This window comes from Streptomyces sp. NPDC005648 (assembly GCF_040605395.1).
GTDB lineage: Bacteria > Actinomycetota > Actinomycetes > Streptomycetales > Streptomycetaceae > Streptomyces.
The window spans coordinates 44,584-60,171 of the sequence record NZ_JBEXCS010000001.1 but is presented as its reverse complement, the minus strand read 5'-3'; the positions used below and the strand labels follow the sequence as shown (position 1 = coordinate 60,171).

15 protein-coding genes are annotated in these 15,588 nt (G+C 71.3%); 7 read left to right on the top strand and 8 right to left on the bottom strand.

The window, feature by feature from the left end; translation table 11 throughout:
- Window positions 1–463: 463 nt before the first annotated feature.
- Window positions 464–1,471 (bottom strand): PP2C family protein-serine/threonine phosphatase, encoded by a 1,008-nt coding sequence (locus tag ABZT17_RS00295; RefSeq protein WP_356341763.1) that lies wholly within the window; start codon window positions 1,469–1,471, stop codon window positions 464–466.
- A 207-nt stretch (window positions 1,472–1,678) separates the two neighbouring features.
- Here ABZT17_RS00295 and ABZT17_RS00290 point away from each other — a divergent pair, with 207 nt between their 5' ends.
- Window positions 1,679–3,829 carry a hypothetical protein gene (locus ABZT17_RS00290; RefSeq protein WP_356341760.1) on the top strand — a complete coding sequence of 717 codons (2,151 nt, stop codon included), beginning with the start codon at window positions 1,679–1,681 and terminating at the stop codon, window positions 3,827–3,829.
- On the opposite strand, the gene ABZT17_RS00285 is transcribed toward ABZT17_RS00290, so the two are convergent.
- A complete protein-coding gene (locus tag ABZT17_RS00285; RefSeq protein WP_356341758.1) occupies window positions 3,778–4,338 on the bottom strand; it encodes a nuclear transport factor 2 family protein in 561 nt (186 codons plus the stop codon). The genes ABZT17_RS00290 and ABZT17_RS00285 overlap by 52 nt on opposite strands.
- 39 nt (window positions 4,339–4,377) lie before the next feature.
- Window positions 4,378–5,406, bottom strand: a complete 1,029-nt coding sequence (locus tag ABZT17_RS00280; RefSeq protein WP_356341755.1) for an MBL fold metallo-hydrolase — start codon at window positions 5,404–5,406, stop codon at window positions 4,378–4,380.
- A gap of 98 nt (window positions 5,407–5,504) precedes the next feature.
- On the opposite strand from ABZT17_RS00280, the gene ABZT17_RS00275 reads away from it, so the two are divergent.
- The 3 genes from ABZT17_RS00275 (at window position 5,505) to ABZT17_RS00265 (ending at window position 7,934) form a co-directional block, all read left to right on the top strand.
- Window positions 5,505–6,164, top strand: coding sequence for an MSMEG_1061 family FMN-dependent PPOX-type flavoprotein (locus ABZT17_RS00275; protein ID WP_356341753.1), 660 nt, complete (start codon window positions 5,505–5,507; stop codon window positions 6,162–6,164).
- 72 nt (window positions 6,165–6,236) lie between these two features.
- A complete protein-coding gene (locus ABZT17_RS00270) occupies window positions 6,237–7,694 on the top strand; it encodes an aldehyde dehydrogenase (protein WP_356341750.1) in 1,458 nt (485 codons plus the stop codon).
- Between the two features lie 6 nt (window positions 7,695–7,700).
- Window positions 7,701–7,934: a ferredoxin gene (locus ABZT17_RS00265; RefSeq protein WP_356341748.1), complete on the top strand. Its 234-nt coding sequence runs from the start codon at window positions 7,701–7,703 to the stop codon at window positions 7,932–7,934.
- Between the two features lie 60 nt (window positions 7,935–7,994).
- Here the strand turns inward: ABZT17_RS00265 and ABZT17_RS00260 are convergent, their stop codons facing one another.
- Window positions 7,995–8,621: a TetR family transcriptional regulator gene (locus ABZT17_RS00260; RefSeq protein WP_356341746.1), complete on the bottom strand. Its 627-nt coding sequence runs from the start codon at window positions 8,619–8,621 to the stop codon at window positions 7,995–7,997.
- 222 nt (window positions 8,622–8,843) lie between these two features.
- Between ABZT17_RS00260 and ABZT17_RS00255 the strand changes: the two genes are divergently transcribed.
- Genes ABZT17_RS00255 through ABZT17_RS00245 form a run of 3 tightly spaced genes read left to right on the top strand, consistent with a single transcriptional unit; the run spans window position 8,844 to window position 12,105 of the window.
- Complete coding sequence (locus ABZT17_RS00255; protein ID WP_356341744.1) at window positions 8,844–10,310, top strand: glycosyltransferase family 4 protein; 1,467 nt, start codon at window positions 8,844–8,846, stop codon at window positions 10,308–10,310.
- Window positions 10,304–11,038, top strand: a complete 735-nt coding sequence (locus tag ABZT17_RS00250; protein WP_356341742.1) for a class I SAM-dependent methyltransferase — start codon at window positions 10,304–10,306, stop codon at window positions 11,036–11,038. Before ABZT17_RS00255 ends, ABZT17_RS00250 begins: the two co-directional genes overlap by 7 nt.
- On the top strand, window positions 11,035–12,105 hold the full coding sequence (locus ABZT17_RS00245) for a prenyltransferase/squalene oxidase repeat-containing protein (RefSeq protein ID WP_356341740.1): 1,071 nt from the start codon (window positions 11,035–11,037) through the stop codon (window positions 12,103–12,105). The genes ABZT17_RS00250 and ABZT17_RS00245 overlap by 4 nt, the downstream gene beginning before the upstream one ends.
- A gap of 31 nt (window positions 12,106–12,136) precedes the next feature.
- Here ABZT17_RS00245 and ABZT17_RS00240 read toward each other — a convergent pair whose 3' ends face one another.
- From ABZT17_RS00240 to ABZT17_RS00225, 4 genes are read right to left on the bottom strand one after another with little or no spacing between them, the layout of a single operon-like run.
- Complete coding sequence (locus tag ABZT17_RS00240; protein ID WP_240868263.1) at window positions 12,137–12,424, bottom strand: hypothetical protein; 288 nt, start codon at window positions 12,422–12,424, stop codon at window positions 12,137–12,139.
- Complete coding sequence (locus ABZT17_RS00235) at window positions 12,382–12,957, bottom strand: shikimate kinase (RefSeq protein ID WP_356341738.1); 576 nt, start codon at window positions 12,955–12,957, stop codon at window positions 12,382–12,384. Before ABZT17_RS00235 ends, ABZT17_RS00240 begins: the two co-directional genes overlap by 43 nt.
- Window positions 12,954–14,138 (bottom strand): chorismate synthase, encoded by a 1,185-nt coding sequence (gene aroC / locus ABZT17_RS00230; RefSeq protein WP_356341735.1) that lies wholly within the window; start codon window positions 14,136–14,138, stop codon window positions 12,954–12,956. The genes ABZT17_RS00235 and aroC overlap by 4 nt, the downstream gene beginning before the upstream one ends.
- Window positions 14,135–15,517 (bottom strand): class II 3-deoxy-7-phosphoheptulonate synthase, encoded by a 1,383-nt coding sequence (locus ABZT17_RS00225; protein WP_356341733.1) that lies wholly within the window; start codon window positions 15,515–15,517, stop codon window positions 14,135–14,137. The genes aroC and ABZT17_RS00225 overlap by 4 nt, the downstream gene beginning before the upstream one ends.
- Between the last annotated feature and the right edge of the window lie 71 nt (window positions 15,518–15,588).

The window sequence follows — 15,588 nt, the reverse complement described above, 5'->3', positions numbered from 1 at the left end:
CGCGTGTACGTCTCCGGAGGACCGGGGACATACGGCGGCGCCGAGGCCCGTGGGGCCGGTCGGCGCCGTGCGACGTCGTCCAGAGAAACAGGCTCAGGGCACGTCCGCAATGACCCCTTTTACTAGTTGTGGTCGCATTTGGGGTGATCGGGGTGAATGTGACCTGACTCTCAAAGCGCAGGTCAGAGTGCGTTATGGCGTGGACATGGCGTCCGATATGCACTACTAGGTAGGATAGTGAGTGATGTGGGTCATGTGGGACGGTTCACCGCTCAACGAGGTTCGAATGTGACCGCGCTCTCGAACGCGGCCCGGCGTGTGGCTCTGCGTAGCACCTTGAGCACGGCCGGGCCGAGAGTCGGCGTCAGCACGACCGTGAGACCGTGACGACGGGGCCCGGCCCAGGTCTCGCACCGGCCTCCCTGTACGGGTGTGATGACGACCGGGCCGCTCCACCCGCAGGTCAGTCGCACCCTGAGGGGTGGCTGTGAGAGACGGTGGCCGGCACCGGGACCGCTGTGTCGGACGGCTGGCACAGCACCAGGGCCAGATCGTCGACGGGGCGGGCGCGGGTGTGGGCGAGGAGACGGCCGTAGAGGGAGTCGAGCGCGTCGTCGGGGAGCGGCTCGCGCAGCGCGAGCGTGGCCTCGGGGAGGAGGGGGAAGGGGACGCCCTCGGGGGAGCGGGCCTCGGTGAGACCGTCGGTGTAGAGGAGGAGCCGGTCGCCGGGGGCGAGACGGACCCGGTACTGGCGGGGGTCCGGGGCCAGGCCCAGGGGCGTGACCGGCACGAAGGGTTCGAGGAGCTCCACCCGCCGGCCCGCTCTGAGCGGCGCCGGATGGCCGCAGTTGACCAGGCGCACCTCGCCGGGCGCGAACTCGGCCAGTACGGCGGTGACGAAGTCCTCCGCCTCCAGCTCCGGGGTCAGCCGCTTGTCCAGGTCGGTGACGAGCGCGGGCAAGTCCGGTGCGGTGTAGGCGAGTTCACGGAAGGCGGCGATGGTGGCGGCGGTCAGCCGCAGGGCCTCCACGCCGTGCCCGCGCACATCGCCGACCAGCACCCGCAGGCCGTACGGCGTCACCGCGGTGTCGTACAGGTCGCCGCCGATCGCCGACCTCGGGGCGGCGCAGTGGTAGCGGGTGCAGACGTGGGTGCCGGCCAGCTCGCGGGAGAGGGGGCGCAGGATCAGCTGCTGGGTGCCGCGGGCCGCCTCACGGGCCTCGGTGCAGGCCCGGAGCAGGGCGGTGCGGCGGGCGGCGGCGTACGGCGCGAGCGCGCAGCCCGCCAGAAGCCCGCCGTACCCGGCCGCGAACTCCCCCGACGACAGGGCGCCTTGGCCGAGCCCCAGAGCCAGACCGAGGGCGGCCGCGGCGCAGCCGACCAGCAGTGTGCGCCGCACGCCCAGCCAGACACAGGCCAGGAACGGCCCCAGCAGGATCAGGGTCATCGGCGCCGTGCGGATGGCGTTCATTCGTGCTGTTCCCGCTCCCTCGTAGCTGCCCTCGCCGTCGCTGCCCCCGCCCGACGATGTCCGAATATCTCCCTTCCGTCGCGCGCCGACATGGAGTTGAGCGCATCTCGTCGAAATGTGCCGCGAACTGCCCAATTCCCGCGATCTTTCTGTCGTGCTTGGCGCTCTGGCATATGTGCGCGATCCGGTACGGCCAGACTGGTCGCCGTGCCTCGCAAGACGGACGTCCGCGGGCCGGGAAACCTGCCGCCCGACCCCCGTGACCTCATCGGCCGTGACCACGAACTCTCCTGGCTGGCACAGGAGTTGACCGAAGACGGCGGTCGGCTGCTGACCCTTCTGGGGGTCGGCGGCGTGGGCAAGACACGGATCGCGCTCCGGGCGGCCGAACAGGCCCGCCAGGCGTATCCGGACGGTGTGTGGGTGGTGGAACTGTCCTGGCTGCGCGCCCAGGGTCAGCTCCCGCTCGCCGTGATGGAGGCGGTGCGGCTCGCCGACCAGTCGACCGGCTCGGCGATCGAGGCGCTGTCCGTCTGGGCCCAGGACAAGCGGCTGCTGCTCGTCCTCGACTCCTGCGAACACCTGCTGGCCGACTGCGCGGCCCTCGCCGCCGACCTGCTCTCCGCGGCACCGGGGCTGCGGATCCTCGCCACCAGCCGGGAGCGGCTGGGACTGGTGGGCGAGCGGGTACTCGCCGTGGACCCGCTGCCGGTGGCGGCGGAAGGAACGCCATCGGGCGGGGAACTCTCCGACGCCGAAGCCCTGTTCGTCCGCCGAGCCGCCACCGCCGACTCCGCCTTCAGCTCCGGCTCCTTCGTCCTCGACGACGGCTCCCGGCACCAGGTCGCCGCCATCTGCCGGGCCCTGGACGGCATCCCCCTCGCCATCGAACTCGCCGCCGCCCGCCTGGCGTCGTACTCCCTCGACAAGCTGCACGACCTCCTCACCGACCGTCTGCGCTCCCGCTTCGACGTCCTCGCCACCGAGCGGGGCGGCGAGGGCCCGCCCCGCCACTGGACCCTGCGCACCACCATCGGCTGGAGCCACGAACTGTGCGCCCCGCTGGAACGGCTGCTGTGGGCCCGGCTCTCGGTCTTCGCCGGTACGTTCACCAGAGGCGCCGCCACCTGGGTCTGCGCCGGCGGCCCCCTGCCCGCCGAACGGGTCGCGGACGTACTGCTGCGCCTGCACGAACAGTCGATCGTGCTACGGCACCCCGCCGACCCCGACCGCTTCCGGCTGTTGGACACGGTCCGGGAGTACGGCGCGGAGTGGCTGCGCGGGCTCGGCGAGGAGGAGGACGTACGCCGAAGGCACCGCGAGCACTACCGGCGGTTCGCGCGGGAGGCGTGCTCCGACTGGAACAGCAGCCGTCAAGTGGCGTGGTGCGAGCGTGTCTTCGCGGAGCAGGCGAATCTGCGGGCCGCGGTGGAGTGCGCGCTGGAGGAGCCCGGCGGGCGGGTGGCGCTGGAGATGGCCGGGAGCGTCGGCTTCCTGTGGCGCAACTGCGGTATGCCACGGGACGCCCAATGGTGCCTCGACCGGGTGCTGGCGGTGGCGCACGAGCCGGGTCCTGAGCTGGTGCTCGCGCTGTGGGCGCGGGGAGCGGTGGCGATGAACCAGGGCGACCTCGATGTGATGCGGGGCTGGGGCGTGCAGTGCGCCGAGGCCGCGCGGGAGTTCGGCGACCCCGGCATGATCCGGGCGTCCGCGTACCTCACGGGCGGGTATCTGGCCCTGGTCGGCCGGTTGCCCGAGGCGGTCGACGTCCTGGCGGCGGATCCGCCGCCGTCCGTGGGGATGGACTGGCGGGGAGCAGCCCTCGTCATGAACAGCCTCGGAGTGGCCTACAGCCATCTCTACGCCGGCGACCACGAGAAGGCGCGCGCGGCGGCCCGGGCGACCCTGGCCGGCAGCGAGCGCTGCGGTGAACGCTGGGCGAGAGCCTTCGCCGACGCGATGATCGCCCAACTGGACGCGGCACAGGGCGACTTCGAGGCGGCCCGGCGCAACTGCCGGGCCGCGCTCACCGGGCACCGGCTGCTGCACAACACGCTCGGCCTCGCCTTCACCCTCGACGTCCTCGCCGAGGCCGAGACCACCGCCGGGGACGGCCGGTTCGCCGCCCGGGTGCAGGGCGTCAGCGAGCGGATCTGGGAGCTCCTCGGCCGCTCCCAGATGAACTCCCCGCAGCAGATCGCCGCCCGCCGCGCCCGCGAACGCACCCTCCGCGACCGCCTCGGCGACGAGACCTACGAGCAGGCCTACGCGGACGGCGCGGCGATGTCGTACGACGAAGGCCTCGACTACGCGCTCAACCCGGACGCCCCCGGCGTCCCCGGCGCGCCCGGCGCCTGAGGGGTGGGGCCGCCGAACGGCAGGTGCAGCACACGGCGCGAGAGCAGCCAACTCCCGTCGTTGGTACGGCGGAACGCGTCCTCGTAGTGTCCGACCTGGACGGGGGCGGCGGCCGGGACGATGCCGCCGGTCCATCCGTCGACGCGGTACGTCGTGAAGTACGAGGTGGCCGTGGCGGACTCCGCGGAGGCGACGCTGACCAGGACGTTCGTCATGACGCGGCGCGAGAGGCGGTCGGCGGGCCGGGAGCCGAAGTACCGCCGCAGCGCGGCGCGCCCCGCGATCAGCCGCTCGCCCGCCGGCCACTCCCACCGCCCGTCCTCGGTGAACAACCCGGCGACGGAGCCGGGCTCTCCGAGGTCCAGCCGACGGACGAAGTCGAGGATGAGCCGCTCGCAGGCCCGCTCGGCGAGGAGCTGTTGCAGGGGGTCGAGCTGCGGGGAATCGGTCTGCAGAGGGCCGAGCTGCGGGGAATCGGTCTGCGGGGAATCGGTCTGTATGGGGTCCATGGGGATTCGTACCACCGCTGGATCGAGCGGATCAACGCATTACACGGCCACGTACGTCACCGGATCGCTCCCCGTCACCGCTTCCGCCCGGCCCAGTTTCACCAGTCGCCGCAGATGCGCCTCCGCCTCCGACACGGCGATGTTCCTCGATCCGTAGGGGATCTGGTCCCAGGGCCGGTTCCACTCCATGCGTTCGGCGAGTTGCCAGGGGGTCAGGGGCTCGACCAGCAACTCCCGCAGTCCCGTGAGCCGTTCCTCGTGATGCGTGAGCAACTCCCGGACGCGCTCGGCCGCGTCGGTGAACGCGTACTGGTGGGCGGGGAGGACCTCGGCGGGGGTGAGGCGGCCGACGCGTTCGAGGGAGTCGAGGTAGTCGCCGAGGGGGTCGGTGACGGTGGCGTCGTCGGGGTCCTCGTACAGCCCGATGTGCGGAGTGATCTCGGGGAGCAGATGATCGCCGCTGAACAGGCGTCCATGGCCCGGCAGTTGGCCCGGGTGCGCCTCCTCCAGGTGCAGACACACATGCCCGGGCGTGTGTCCCGGCGTCCAGATCGCGCGCAGCCGCCGCCCCGGGAGGTCGAGGAGTTCACCGGGGACGATCTCACGGTCGGGCAGGGCGGGGGAGAAGCCCGGCAGGGTGGTGCGGGGAGCGGCGTCGCGCAGGGGCGCCACATGCTCCTCCGGAGCCCCTGCGGCGGTGAGTTTGGCGGTCATGTACGCGAACCAGCGCCCGGGCCTGGTCTCCCGGGTCCGCCGCACGATCGCCGTGTCGGCGGCATGCATCGCGATCCATGCCCCGGAGGCCTCGCGGACCCTGCCCGACAGGCCGTGGTGATCGGGGTGATGGTGGGTGATGACGACACCGTGCACCTCGGCGACGGAGATCCCGCAGGCGGCCAGCCCCTCGGTCAGCTCGGTCCAGGAACCGGGGTCGTCCCATCCCGTGTCGACCAGGACGGGCCCACGGTCGGTGTCGACGACATACACCAGCGTGTGGCCGAGGGGATTGTCAGGAATGGGGACCCGCAAGGACCGTACGCCCCCGCCATGATCGAACACCTTCGTCATCTGTCCTCCGCTCCAAGGCCATGGCCCACTATAACTAGAACCCGTTTCACATCGCTTACAGGGATTCGGCGGGGTAGTGGCCCATTAAGGTCGGGGACATGACGCCTTCCCTTGCCGGCAGTGCCTTCGACCTGCTCCGCCTCGACGCCGTGACCGACCAGGACGCGCTGCGCCGGGTCTACGCCCTTCCCGGTGCGGCGGCCGTGCGCAAGCAGATGAACGAACTCACCGAGCAGACGCGCCGGTTGATCGGCTGCGCCTCACTGGTCCTGGTCGCCAGCGTGGATGCCGAGGGCAACTGCGACGTCTCCCCGCGCGGTGGCCCCGCCGGGTTCGTCTCCGTCCTGGACGCGCGGACGGTGGCGATACCGGACGCGACCGGCAACAAGCGGCTGGACAGTCTCCAGAACGTGATCGCCACCGGTCGGGCCGGGCTGCTGTTCGTCATACCCGGGCGCACCACCACCCTCCGGGTGAACGGCCGGGCCTGCGTCTCCACCAGCCCGGAGCTGCTGTCCCAGCTGACCGCCGTGGGCAAGCCGCCGGCCAGCGCGCTGGTGGTGGGCATCGAGGAGGTCTACCCGCACTGCCCCAAGTCGCTGCTGAGAAGCGGTGCCTGGCAGCCGGACCAGTGGCTGCAGGCGGACGCCCAGCCCACCTCGGCCGAGGTGACACTGGCCCAGCTGCGCATGCCGGACCTGACGATCGCCGACATCGAACAGGCAGAGGCGGACTCCCTGAAGTACCGCTACGAGTAAGGAACGCTCTGGTCTAGTTCGGCTGGAGCTGGTATCAGTTTCTGAAACACCGTCAGAAACGAGGCAGTGGTGATGGCCGAGCTCGTGGAACACGGACAGTTGTTCATCGGCGGGGAACTGGTGGACCCCCTGGGCGCAGACGTCATCGAGGTGATCTCGCCGCACACCGAGGAGGTCATCGGGCGGGTGCCGCATGCCTCGCGGGACGACGTCGACCGGGCGGTGGGGGTCGCGCGGCGGGCGTTCGACGAGGGCCCCTGGCCGAGGATGTCCCTCGACGAGCGGATCGAGGTGGTCTCCCGGATCAAGGACGCGATCGCCGTACGGCACGAGGAGATCGCCCGCGTGATCTCGTCCGAGAACGGATCGCCGTACTCCTGGAGCGTCCTGGCGCAGGCGCTCGGCGCGATGATGGTGTGGGACGCGGCGATCACGGTCGCACGGAACTTCACCTACGAGGAGACACGCGACGGCGTGCTCGGGAAGATCCTCGTGCGGCGGGAGCCCGTCGGGGTCGTCGCGGCCGTGGTGCCGTGGAACGTGCCGCAGTTCGTCGCCGCCGCGAAACTGGCCCCCGCGCTGCTCACCGGCTGCACGGTGATCCTGAAGCCGTCCCCCGAGTCGCCGCTGGACGCCTACATCCTGGCCGACATCACCCGCGAGGCGGGCCTGCCGGAAGGGGTGCTGTCGATCCTGCCGGCCGACCGGGAGGTGAGTGAGTACCTGGTCGGGCATCCCGGTGTCGACAAGGTCGCCTTCACGGGCTCCGTCGCCGCGGGCAAGAGGGTCATGGAGGTGGCGTCGCGCAATCTCACGCGCGTCACGCTGGAGTTGGGCGGGAAGTCGGCCGCCGTCGTACTGCCGGACGCCGATGTCGCCACCTCGGTCGCCGGGATCGTCCCCGCCGCCTGGATGAACAACGGGCAGGCCTGTGTGGCCCAGACCCGCATCCTGCTGCCACGCGCCCGCTACGACGAGTTCGCCGAGGCCTTCGCGGCCGCGGCGGGCGCGCTGGTCGTCGGCGACCCGCTGGACCCGGCGACCCAGGTCGGCCCCCTGGTCGCGCGGCGCCAGCAGCGACGCAACCTCGACTACATCCGCATCGGTCAGGAGGAGGGCGCGAAGATCCTGACGGGAGGCGGGCGTCCACCGGGCCTGGACAAGGGCTGGTACGTCGAGCCGACCCTCTTCGGCGACGTCGACAACTCCATGCGGATCGCGCGGGAGGAGATCTTCGGACCGGTCATCTGCCTGCTTCCCTACGGCGACGAGTCCGAGGCGCTGAAGATCGCGAACGACTCCGACTACGGGCTGAGCGGGAGTGTGTGGACGGCGGACGTGGCGCACGGCGTCGAGTTCGCGAAGCGGGTCCGTACGGGGACGTACAACGTCAACACCTTCAGCCTCGACATGCTGGGACCGTTCGGCGGCTACAAGAACTCAGGCCTGGGGCGGGAGTTCGGGCCCGAGGGGTACGGCGAGTACCTCGAACACAAGATGATCCATCTCCCGGCCGGCTGGGAGGGCTGAGCGGCCATGGGTGACCGCTGGCACGTCGAGGTCGACCGCTCCGTCTGCATCGGCTCGGCCCAGTGCGTCCACCGCGCCACCGGCGCCTTCCGCCTCGACTCCGCCATGCAGTCCCACCCCGTCGAGCCCGAGACGGACGCCAACGAGAAGGTCCTCGACGCGGCGGAGAACTGCCCGGTCGAGGCAATCATGATCACCCTGCTGGGAAGCGGCGAGCCGGTGTTCCCGCCGGAGGAGTGACCGGAGCGACCGGAGCGACGGGAGCGACCGGAGGAGCAAGGGGAGCAACCGGCTTCCCGGCTACGGCGTCTTCGGGTCCGTCAGGTCGATCAGGCGGCACACCGTTTCGATGTCGATCTTCACCTGGGCGATGGAGGCGCGGCCCGAGAGCCAGGTGATGAGGGCCGAGTGCCAGGTGTGTTCGATGACGCGGACCGCGGAGAGCTGGTCGGGCGTCGGGTCGGCCAGGCCCATCGCGTCCAGGATGATCACCGTCGTCTGGCGCGAGACCTGGTCGACCTCGGGCGAGACACTGCGGTCGGCGAAGGTGAGGGCGCGGACCATCGCGTCGGCCAGGTGCGGCTCGCGCTGCAGGGCGCGGAAGGCCCGCATCAGGGTCTCCGCGACCCGCTCCGCCGCCGTCTCGCCCTGTGGGGGCTTCTTGCGGAGCGTGCCGTGCATGTGCTCCAACTGGTCCTGCATGGTGGCGACCAGCAGATGCACCTTGGACGGGAAGTAGCGGTAGAGCGTGCCCAGCGCCACCTGCGAGGACTCGGCGACCTCCCGCATCTGCACCGCGTCGAAACCGCCCCGGCTGGCCAGCTGCGCGCTCGCGTGCAGGATGCGGCGGCGGCGCGCCTCCTGCCGCTCCGTGAGGGGCGGTGAGGACGTCCGAGCGGTGGCGTCGAGCTTGGCTTCCGCAGGCATGGGTCCCGTTCCGTGACAGTCGGTGAGGGCCAGGGCGGGCCCTGGTGATCGACCGAGCATGGCAGGGGCGTCGGCCGTGGCGCGAATCACCTGATCCACTGCTCACCGTGTCCCTACCAGCCGGTAGATTCAGAGCCTCCTGGACGATCAAGTCTGTAACTTGTTCTAGATTAGCGTCCCGGCGTAATCTCGCGGGACAATGTATGCAGAAGGGGGCCCAGAGTGACCGCTGAGGCCAGTCAGGCGGGTCTCCAGGAGGACCTCGCCGCCGACGGCGAGCGACCGCTCCACATCGCGCTCCTCACCTATAAAGGGAACCCGTTCTGCGGCGGCCAGGGTGTCTACGTCCGCCATCTCTCCCGCGAGCTGGCCCGCCTCGGCCATCGCGTCGAGGTCATCGGCAGCCAGCCGTATCCCGTCCTCGACGAAGGCGCGCAGTACGCGGCCCGGCTGAGCCTGACCGAGCTGCCCAGCCTCGACCTCTACCGCTCGCCCGACCCTTTCCGCACGCCCGGGCGCGACGAGTACCGCGACTGGATCGACGCGCTGGAAGTCGCGACCATGTGGACCGGCGGCTTCCCGGAGCCCCTCACCTTCTCCCTCCGCGCCCGCCGCCATCTCCGGTCCCGGCGCGGCGAGTTCGACGTCGTGCACGACAACCAGACACTCGGGTACGGCCTGTTGGGGGATGTGGGCGCGCCCCTGGTCACCACCATCCACCATCCCATCACCGTGGACCGGCAGTTGGAGCTGGACGCCGCCGACAACTGGCAGCAGCGGATGTCCAAGCGGCGCTGGTACGCCTTCACCCGCATGCAGCGGCGGGTCGCGCGCCGGCTGCCCTCCGTCCTGACCGTCTCCGGCACCTCCCGCGCCGAGATCGTCGACCAGCTGGGGGTGCGGGACGACCGTATCCACGTCGTCCACATCGGCGCGGACACCGATCTATTCTCGCCGGATCCGTCGGTCCCCTTGGTCCCGGGCAGGATCGTCACGACGTCCAGTGCGGACGTCCCGCTCAAGGGCCTGGTGTTCCTGGTCGAGGCGCTCGCGAAGGTGCGCACCGAGCACCCCGACGCCCACCTCGTCGTCGTCGGCAAGCGGCCCGCGGAGGGGCCGGTCGCCCAGACCATGGAGCGCTACGGCCTCGAAGGCGCCGTCGAGTTCGTCAAGGGCATCTCGGACGCCGAACTGGTCGACCTGGTCCGCTCGGCGGAGGTCGCGTGCGTGCCGTCGCTCTACGAGGGCTTCTCCCTGCCGGCCGCGGAGGCCATGGCCACGGCGACTCCGCTGCTCGCCACGACCGGCGGGGCGATTCCCGAGGTGGCCGGAGCCGACGGGGAGACCTGTCTCGCGGTGCCGCCGGGGGACCCGGGGGCGCTGGCGGCGGGGCTGAGCAGGCTGCTGGGGGACCCGGAGCTGAGAGCGCGGCTCGGCCGGGCCGGCCGTGAGCGGGTGCTACGGCACTTCACCTGGGCGCGGGCCGCCGAGGGCACGGTGGCCCGGTACCGCGAGGCCATCGCCGGCCGCCACGCCCCGAAGAGCTCGCGCGGGGGCGCCACTTCCGCCGCACCCGTCGTCCCCGTCGCCGCCGAGCCCCCCGGCCGTTCCGCGGCTCCACAGGGTGTCGGGACCGCCACCCCGTCCAGTGACAACGGCGTCTATTCCGAAAGCAGGGCCACGTGCTGACCGTCGACTTCTCCCGGTTCCCGCTCGCCCCGGGCGACCGCGTACTGGACCTCGGATGCGGAGCCGGCCGGCACGCGTTCGAGTGCTACCGGCGCGGTGCCCAGGTCGTGGCGCTCGACCAGAACGGCGAGGAGATCCGCGAGGTCGCGAAGTGGTTCGCGGCGATGGAGGAGGCCGGCGAGGCGCCGGAGGGAGCCACCGCCACCGCCATGGAGGGCGACGCCCTCGCGCTGCCCTTCCCCGACGAGTCCTTCGACGTCGTCATCATCTCCGAGGTGATGGAGCACATCCCGGACGACAAGGGCGTACTCGCCGAGATGGTACGGGTGTTGAAGCCCGGCGGCCGGATCGCCATCACCGTCCCGCGCTACGGCCCCGAGAAGGTCTGCTGGGCCCTGTCCGACGCCTACCACGAGGTCGAGGGCGGCCACATCCGCATCTACAAGGCGGACGAGCTGATCGCCAGGATCGAGGAAGCCGGCCTCAAGCCGTACGGCACGCACCACGCCCACGCGCTGCACAGCCCCTACTGGTGGCTGAAGTGCGCGTTCGGCGTCGACAACGACAAGGCGCTGCCGGTGAAGGCGTACCACAAGCTGCTGGTCTGGGACATCATGAAGAAACCGCTGGCCACCCGGGTCGCCGAGCAGGCGCTGAACCCGTTGATCGGCAAGAGCTTCGTGGCGTACGCGACCAAGCCGCACCTTCCGGCGGTGGACGCCAAGTGACCACTCCCCGGACAGAACACCTCGTCCTGCCCGGGGTCCTCACCGCCGGGCAGGCCGCCGCGACCGTCGCCGGCATCCTCGCCCAGCAGCGGGAGGACGGCGCGATCCCCTGGTTCCGGGGCCACCACCTGGACCCCTGGGACCACACCGAGGCCGCGATGGCGCTGGACGCGGCGGGGGAGCACGAGGCCGCCGAGCGGGCCTACGAGTGGCTCGCCCGGCACCAGAACGAGGACGGGTCCTGGTACGCGGCGTACCAGGACGGGGACTTCACGCAGGTCACCGACCGGGGGCGGGAGACCAACTTCGTCGCCTACATAGCCGTGGGCGTCTGGCACCACTACCTGTCCACGGGTGACGACACCTTCCTCGACCGCATGTGGCCGGTGGTGCGAGGGGCGATCGAGTACGTGCTGGTGCTTCAGCAGCCCGGTGGGCAGATCGGCTGGAAGGGCGAGGACGACGGCACCTCCACCGCCGACGCGCTCCTCACCGGCTCGTCCTCCGTCCACCACGCCCTGCGCTGTGCGCTCGCCATCGCCGAGCAGCGTGAAGAGCCGCAGCCGGACTGGGAGTTGGCGGTCGGCGCGCTGCGGCACGCGATCCGCCGGCACCCCGAGCGGTTCCTCGACAAGGACCGCTACTCGATGGACTGGTACTACCCGGTGCTGGGCGGCGCGTTGACGGGTACGGAGGCCAAGTCCCGTATCGAGGAGGGCTGGGAGCGCTTCGTCGTCCCGCACCTCGGCGTGCGGTGCGTCGTCCCCAACCCGTGGGTCACCGGCGGCGAGTCGGCCGAACTCGCCCTCACCCTCTGGGCGATGGGCGAGTCCGACCGGGCGCTGGCGATCCTCCAGGCGATCCAGCACCTGCGGGACTCCGAGACCGGTCTCTACTGGACGGGCTTCGTCTTCGAGGACGAGGCCATCTGGCCCCAGGAGCTGACCACGTGGACGGCCGGCTCCCTGCTCCTCGCGGTCGCGGCCCTCGGCGGCCACGAGGCGACCTGCGCGGTCTTCGCCGGCGAACACCTGCCCCGGGGCCTGTCCCCAGACTGCTGCACCTGACCGCGCCCCTCCCTCCAGGGGCGCGGAGCGCTCAGTGGCGTTGCATGCGGCCTGCGATGGCGTGGCCGATGAACAGGTAGACGACCGCTGCGAGGCCGTAGCCGGCGATCACGCGTGCCCAGGCCTTGTCGAAGGTGAAGAGATCACGTGACCAGCCGGCCAGCCAGTTGGCCGCGTTGTGGACGAACTGCACCAGGTCGTTGGCCCGGTTGGCGTCCAGCAGGTACATCAGTATCCACAGGCCCAGGATGAGGGCCATGATGTCGGCGACGATCGCTATGACCGCCCCGGCCCGATTGCCGCTGCTGTATCGAGACATACCTTGCGGATTGCCGCCGAACCCTGAGTGAAACCCACGGCGTCGAGGACGGCTCGGGTGACCTCTTCGGGTGTGCGCCCGTCGGTCGGGACGACGGCCGTGGCGACCTCCTCGTACAGGGAGCGCCGGGCCTCCATCAGCTCGCGCCACTGTTTGCGCGGGTTGACGGCGAGGAGGGGACGGGCCTGGTTCAACCCGGTGCGCTGGACGGCCTCCTCGACGTCCATCGAGAGGTAGACCACCCGCCGCCCGGCCAGCAGCGCCCGCGTCCGCGCGTCCAGGACCGCACCGCCGCCCAGCGCCAGCACCCCCGCATGCTCACCCAGCGCCCCGGCCACGGCGGCCTTCTCCATCGCCCGGAAGACCGTCTCACCCTCGTCCACGAAGATCTCCGCGACGGTGCGGCCCTGCCCGGCCACGATGTCGTCATCCGTGTCCCGGTACCCCACCCCCAGCCGCCCGGCGAGCAACTGCCCCACCGTCGACTTGCCCACCCCCATCGGACCGACAAGCACGACCAGCGGCCCACTCACCGGATGGCCAGATGATCGAGGTAGGAACGCACGTTACGGCGCGTCTCGGACACACTGTCACCGCCGAACTTCTCCGCCACCGCGTCCGCCAGGACGAGGGCCACCATCGCCTCCGCCACGATCCCCGCCGCCGGGACCGCCGAGACGTCCGAGCGCTGGTGATGGGCCTGCGTGGCCTCACCCGTGCTCACGTCGACCGTCCGCAGGGCCCGCGGCACCGTCGCGATCGGCTTCATCGCCGCCCGCACCCGCAACAGCTCACCCGTGGACAGGCCGCCCTCCGTGCCGCCCGAGCGGCCCGAGACACGGCGGATGCCCTCGGGCGTGCCCACGATCTCGTCATGCGCCTTCGAACCCGGCACCCGGGCCAGCCCGAACCCGTCCCCGACCTCCACGCCCTTGATGGCCTGGATGCCCATCAGTGCCCCCGCCAGACGGGCGTCCAGCCGGCGGTCCCAGTGCACATGCGAGCCCAGGCCGACCGGGACGCCGTAGGCCAGGATCTCGACCACACCACCGAGGGTGTCGCCGTCCTTGTGGGCCTGGTCGACCTCCGCCACCATCGCCTTCGACGCGTCCGCGTCCAGGCAGCGCAGCGGATCCGCGTCCAGCCGCTCCACATCGGCCGGCGTCGGATACACCCCGGCCGGCGCCTTCACCGCACACAACTCCACGACATGCGAGACGATCTCGATACCGGCCGTCTCCTTCAGATACGACCGCGCCACCGCACCCAGCGCCACCCGCGCCGCGGTCTCCCGCGCCGAGGCCCGCTCCAGGATCGGCCGCGCCTCGTCGAAGCCGTACTTCTGCATCCCCGCCAGATCCGCGTGCCCGGGACGGGGCCGGGTCAGCGGGGCATGACGCGCCAGCCCCGCCAAAATCTCCGGATCCACCGGATCGGCGGCCATCACCTGCTCCCACTTCGGCCACTCGGTGTTGCCCACCATCACCGCCACCGGCGAACCGAGCGTCAGCCCATGACGGACACCCCCCAGGAACGTGACCTCGTCCCGCTCGAACTTCATCCGCGCACCGCGCCCATAGCCGAGCCGACGCCGGGCCAGATGGTCCGCCACCATCTCCGTGGTGACCGGCACACCCGCCGGAAGACCCTCCAGCGTCGCCACCAGTGCGGGACCATGGGACTCCCCCGCGGTCAGCCAGCGCAACGCGCTCATCCGCGACCCCGTTGGCGGACGGTCCTGGTGAGGAACTCGGCTGCCAGGAAGGCCAGATCGAGGGACTGCCGGCGGTTGAGGCGAGGATCGCAGGTGGACTCGTAGCGGGAGGAGAGGTCCGTGAAGGCGACCTCGTGGCCACCGCCGACGCACTCGGTGACATCGGTGCCGGTCAGCTCCACATGGATGCCGCCGGGGTGGGTGCCGAGCTCGTGGTGGACCTCGAAGAAGCCCCTGACCTCCTCCAGGACGTCGTCGAAGCGGCGGGTCTTGTGGCCGGAGGGGGCCTCGATGGTGTTGCCGTGCATGGGATCGCAGATCCAGGCCACCTGGGCACCGGAGGCGGTGACCTTCTCCACGAGCGGCGGCAGTGCCTCGCGCACCCGGTCCCTGCCCATGCGGGTGATGAACGTCAGCCGGCCGGGGACGCGTTCGGGATCGAGGCGGTCGATCAGCCGCAGCGCGGTGTCGGCGGTCGTGGTGGGGCCCAGTTTCACGGCGATCGGGTTGGCGATGCCGGAGAAGTACTCGACATGGGCGCCGTCGAGGTCGCGGGTGCGCTCGCCGATCCACAGCAGGTGGCCGGAGGCGGCGTAGGGGAGGCCGGTGCGCTCGTCCTCGCGGGTCAGGGCGGACTCGTAGTCGAGCAGGAGCCCTTCGTGGGAGACGAAGAACTCGGCGCTGTCGAAGTCCTCGGGCCGGCCGCCGATGGCGCGCATGAAGTCGAGTGCGTGGTCGATGCGTTCGGCGAGGTGCTCGTAGGTGGACCGCCGGGGTGAGCCCGCGACGAAGTCCCTGTTCCACTCGTGCACCTGGTCGAGGCCGGCGTAGCCGCCCGCCATGAACGCCCGGACCAGGTTGAGGGTGTTGGCGGACGACTGGTACACCCGCAGCAGGCGTTCGGGGTTCGGGGTGCGGGACGCGGGGGTGAAGGCGAAGTCGTTGACGGCGTCGCCGCGGTACACGGGGAGGGTGACGCCGTCGCGGGTCTCGGTGGGCCGGGAGCGCGGCTTGGCGTACTGGCCCGCGATCCGGCCCATCTTCACGACCGGCAGGGCGGCCGCGTAGGTCAGCACCGCGGACATCTGGAGCAGGGTGTTCAGCTTGGCCCGGACGGCGTCCGCGGTGACGTCCGCCAGGGTCTCGGCGCAGTCGCCGCCCTGGAGGAGGAACGCCTCGCCGCGGGCCACGTCGGCCAAGCGGTCGCGCAGCCGCGCGCACTCGTCCCACAGGACCAGGGGAGGCAGCGCGGCGAGCCGGCCGGTGACGTCGTCGAGGCTGGTCCGGTCCGGCCACGGGGGTTGCTGGGCCGCCGGCCTGGTGCGCCAGGTGCCGGGTGGCGCGGCGGAGGGCGAAGTGCCGGGAAGAAGGGTGTCCACGACCTCTCCTGACTGACTGGTTCGGGCGGTCTGCCCGGGATGGGCCGCCTGGCCGGACACCGTCGTCCGCA

What these genes read in the sequence shown, in the direction of transcription:
- ABZT17_RS00265 (WP_356341748.1), top strand. Translation starts at nt 7,701, where the DNA reads ATGGGTGACCGCTGGCACGTCGAGGTCGACCGCTCCGTCTGCATCGGC.
- ABZT17_RS00260 (WP_356341746.1), bottom strand. Translation starts at nt 8,621, where the DNA reads ATGCCTGCGGAAGCCAAGCTCGACGCCACCGCTCGGACGTCCTCACCG.
- ABZT17_RS00285 (WP_356341758.1), bottom strand. Translation starts at nt 4,338, where the DNA reads ATGGACCCCATACAGACCGATTCCCCGCAGACCGATTCCCCGCAGCTC.
- ABZT17_RS00275 (WP_356341753.1), top strand. Translation starts at nt 5,505, where the DNA reads ATGACGCCTTCCCTTGCCGGCAGTGCCTTCGACCTGCTCCGCCTCGAC.
- aroC (WP_356341735.1), bottom strand. Translation starts at nt 14,138, where the DNA reads ATGAGCGCGTTGCGCTGGCTGACCGCGGGGGAGTCCCATGGTCCCGCA.
- ABZT17_RS00280 (WP_356341755.1), bottom strand. Translation starts at nt 5,406, where the DNA reads ATGACGAAGGTGTTCGATCATGGCGGGGGCGTACGGTCCTTGCGGGTC.
- ABZT17_RS00240 (WP_240868263.1), bottom strand. Translation starts at nt 12,424, where the DNA reads ATGTCTCGATACAGCAGCGGCAATCGGGCCGGGGCGGTCATAGCGATC.
- ABZT17_RS00295 (WP_356341763.1), bottom strand. Translation starts at nt 1,471, where the DNA reads ATGAACGCCATCCGCACGGCGCCGATGACCCTGATCCTGCTGGGGCCG.
- ABZT17_RS00270 (WP_356341750.1), top strand. Translation starts at nt 6,237, where the DNA reads ATGGCCGAGCTCGTGGAACACGGACAGTTGTTCATCGGCGGGGAACTG.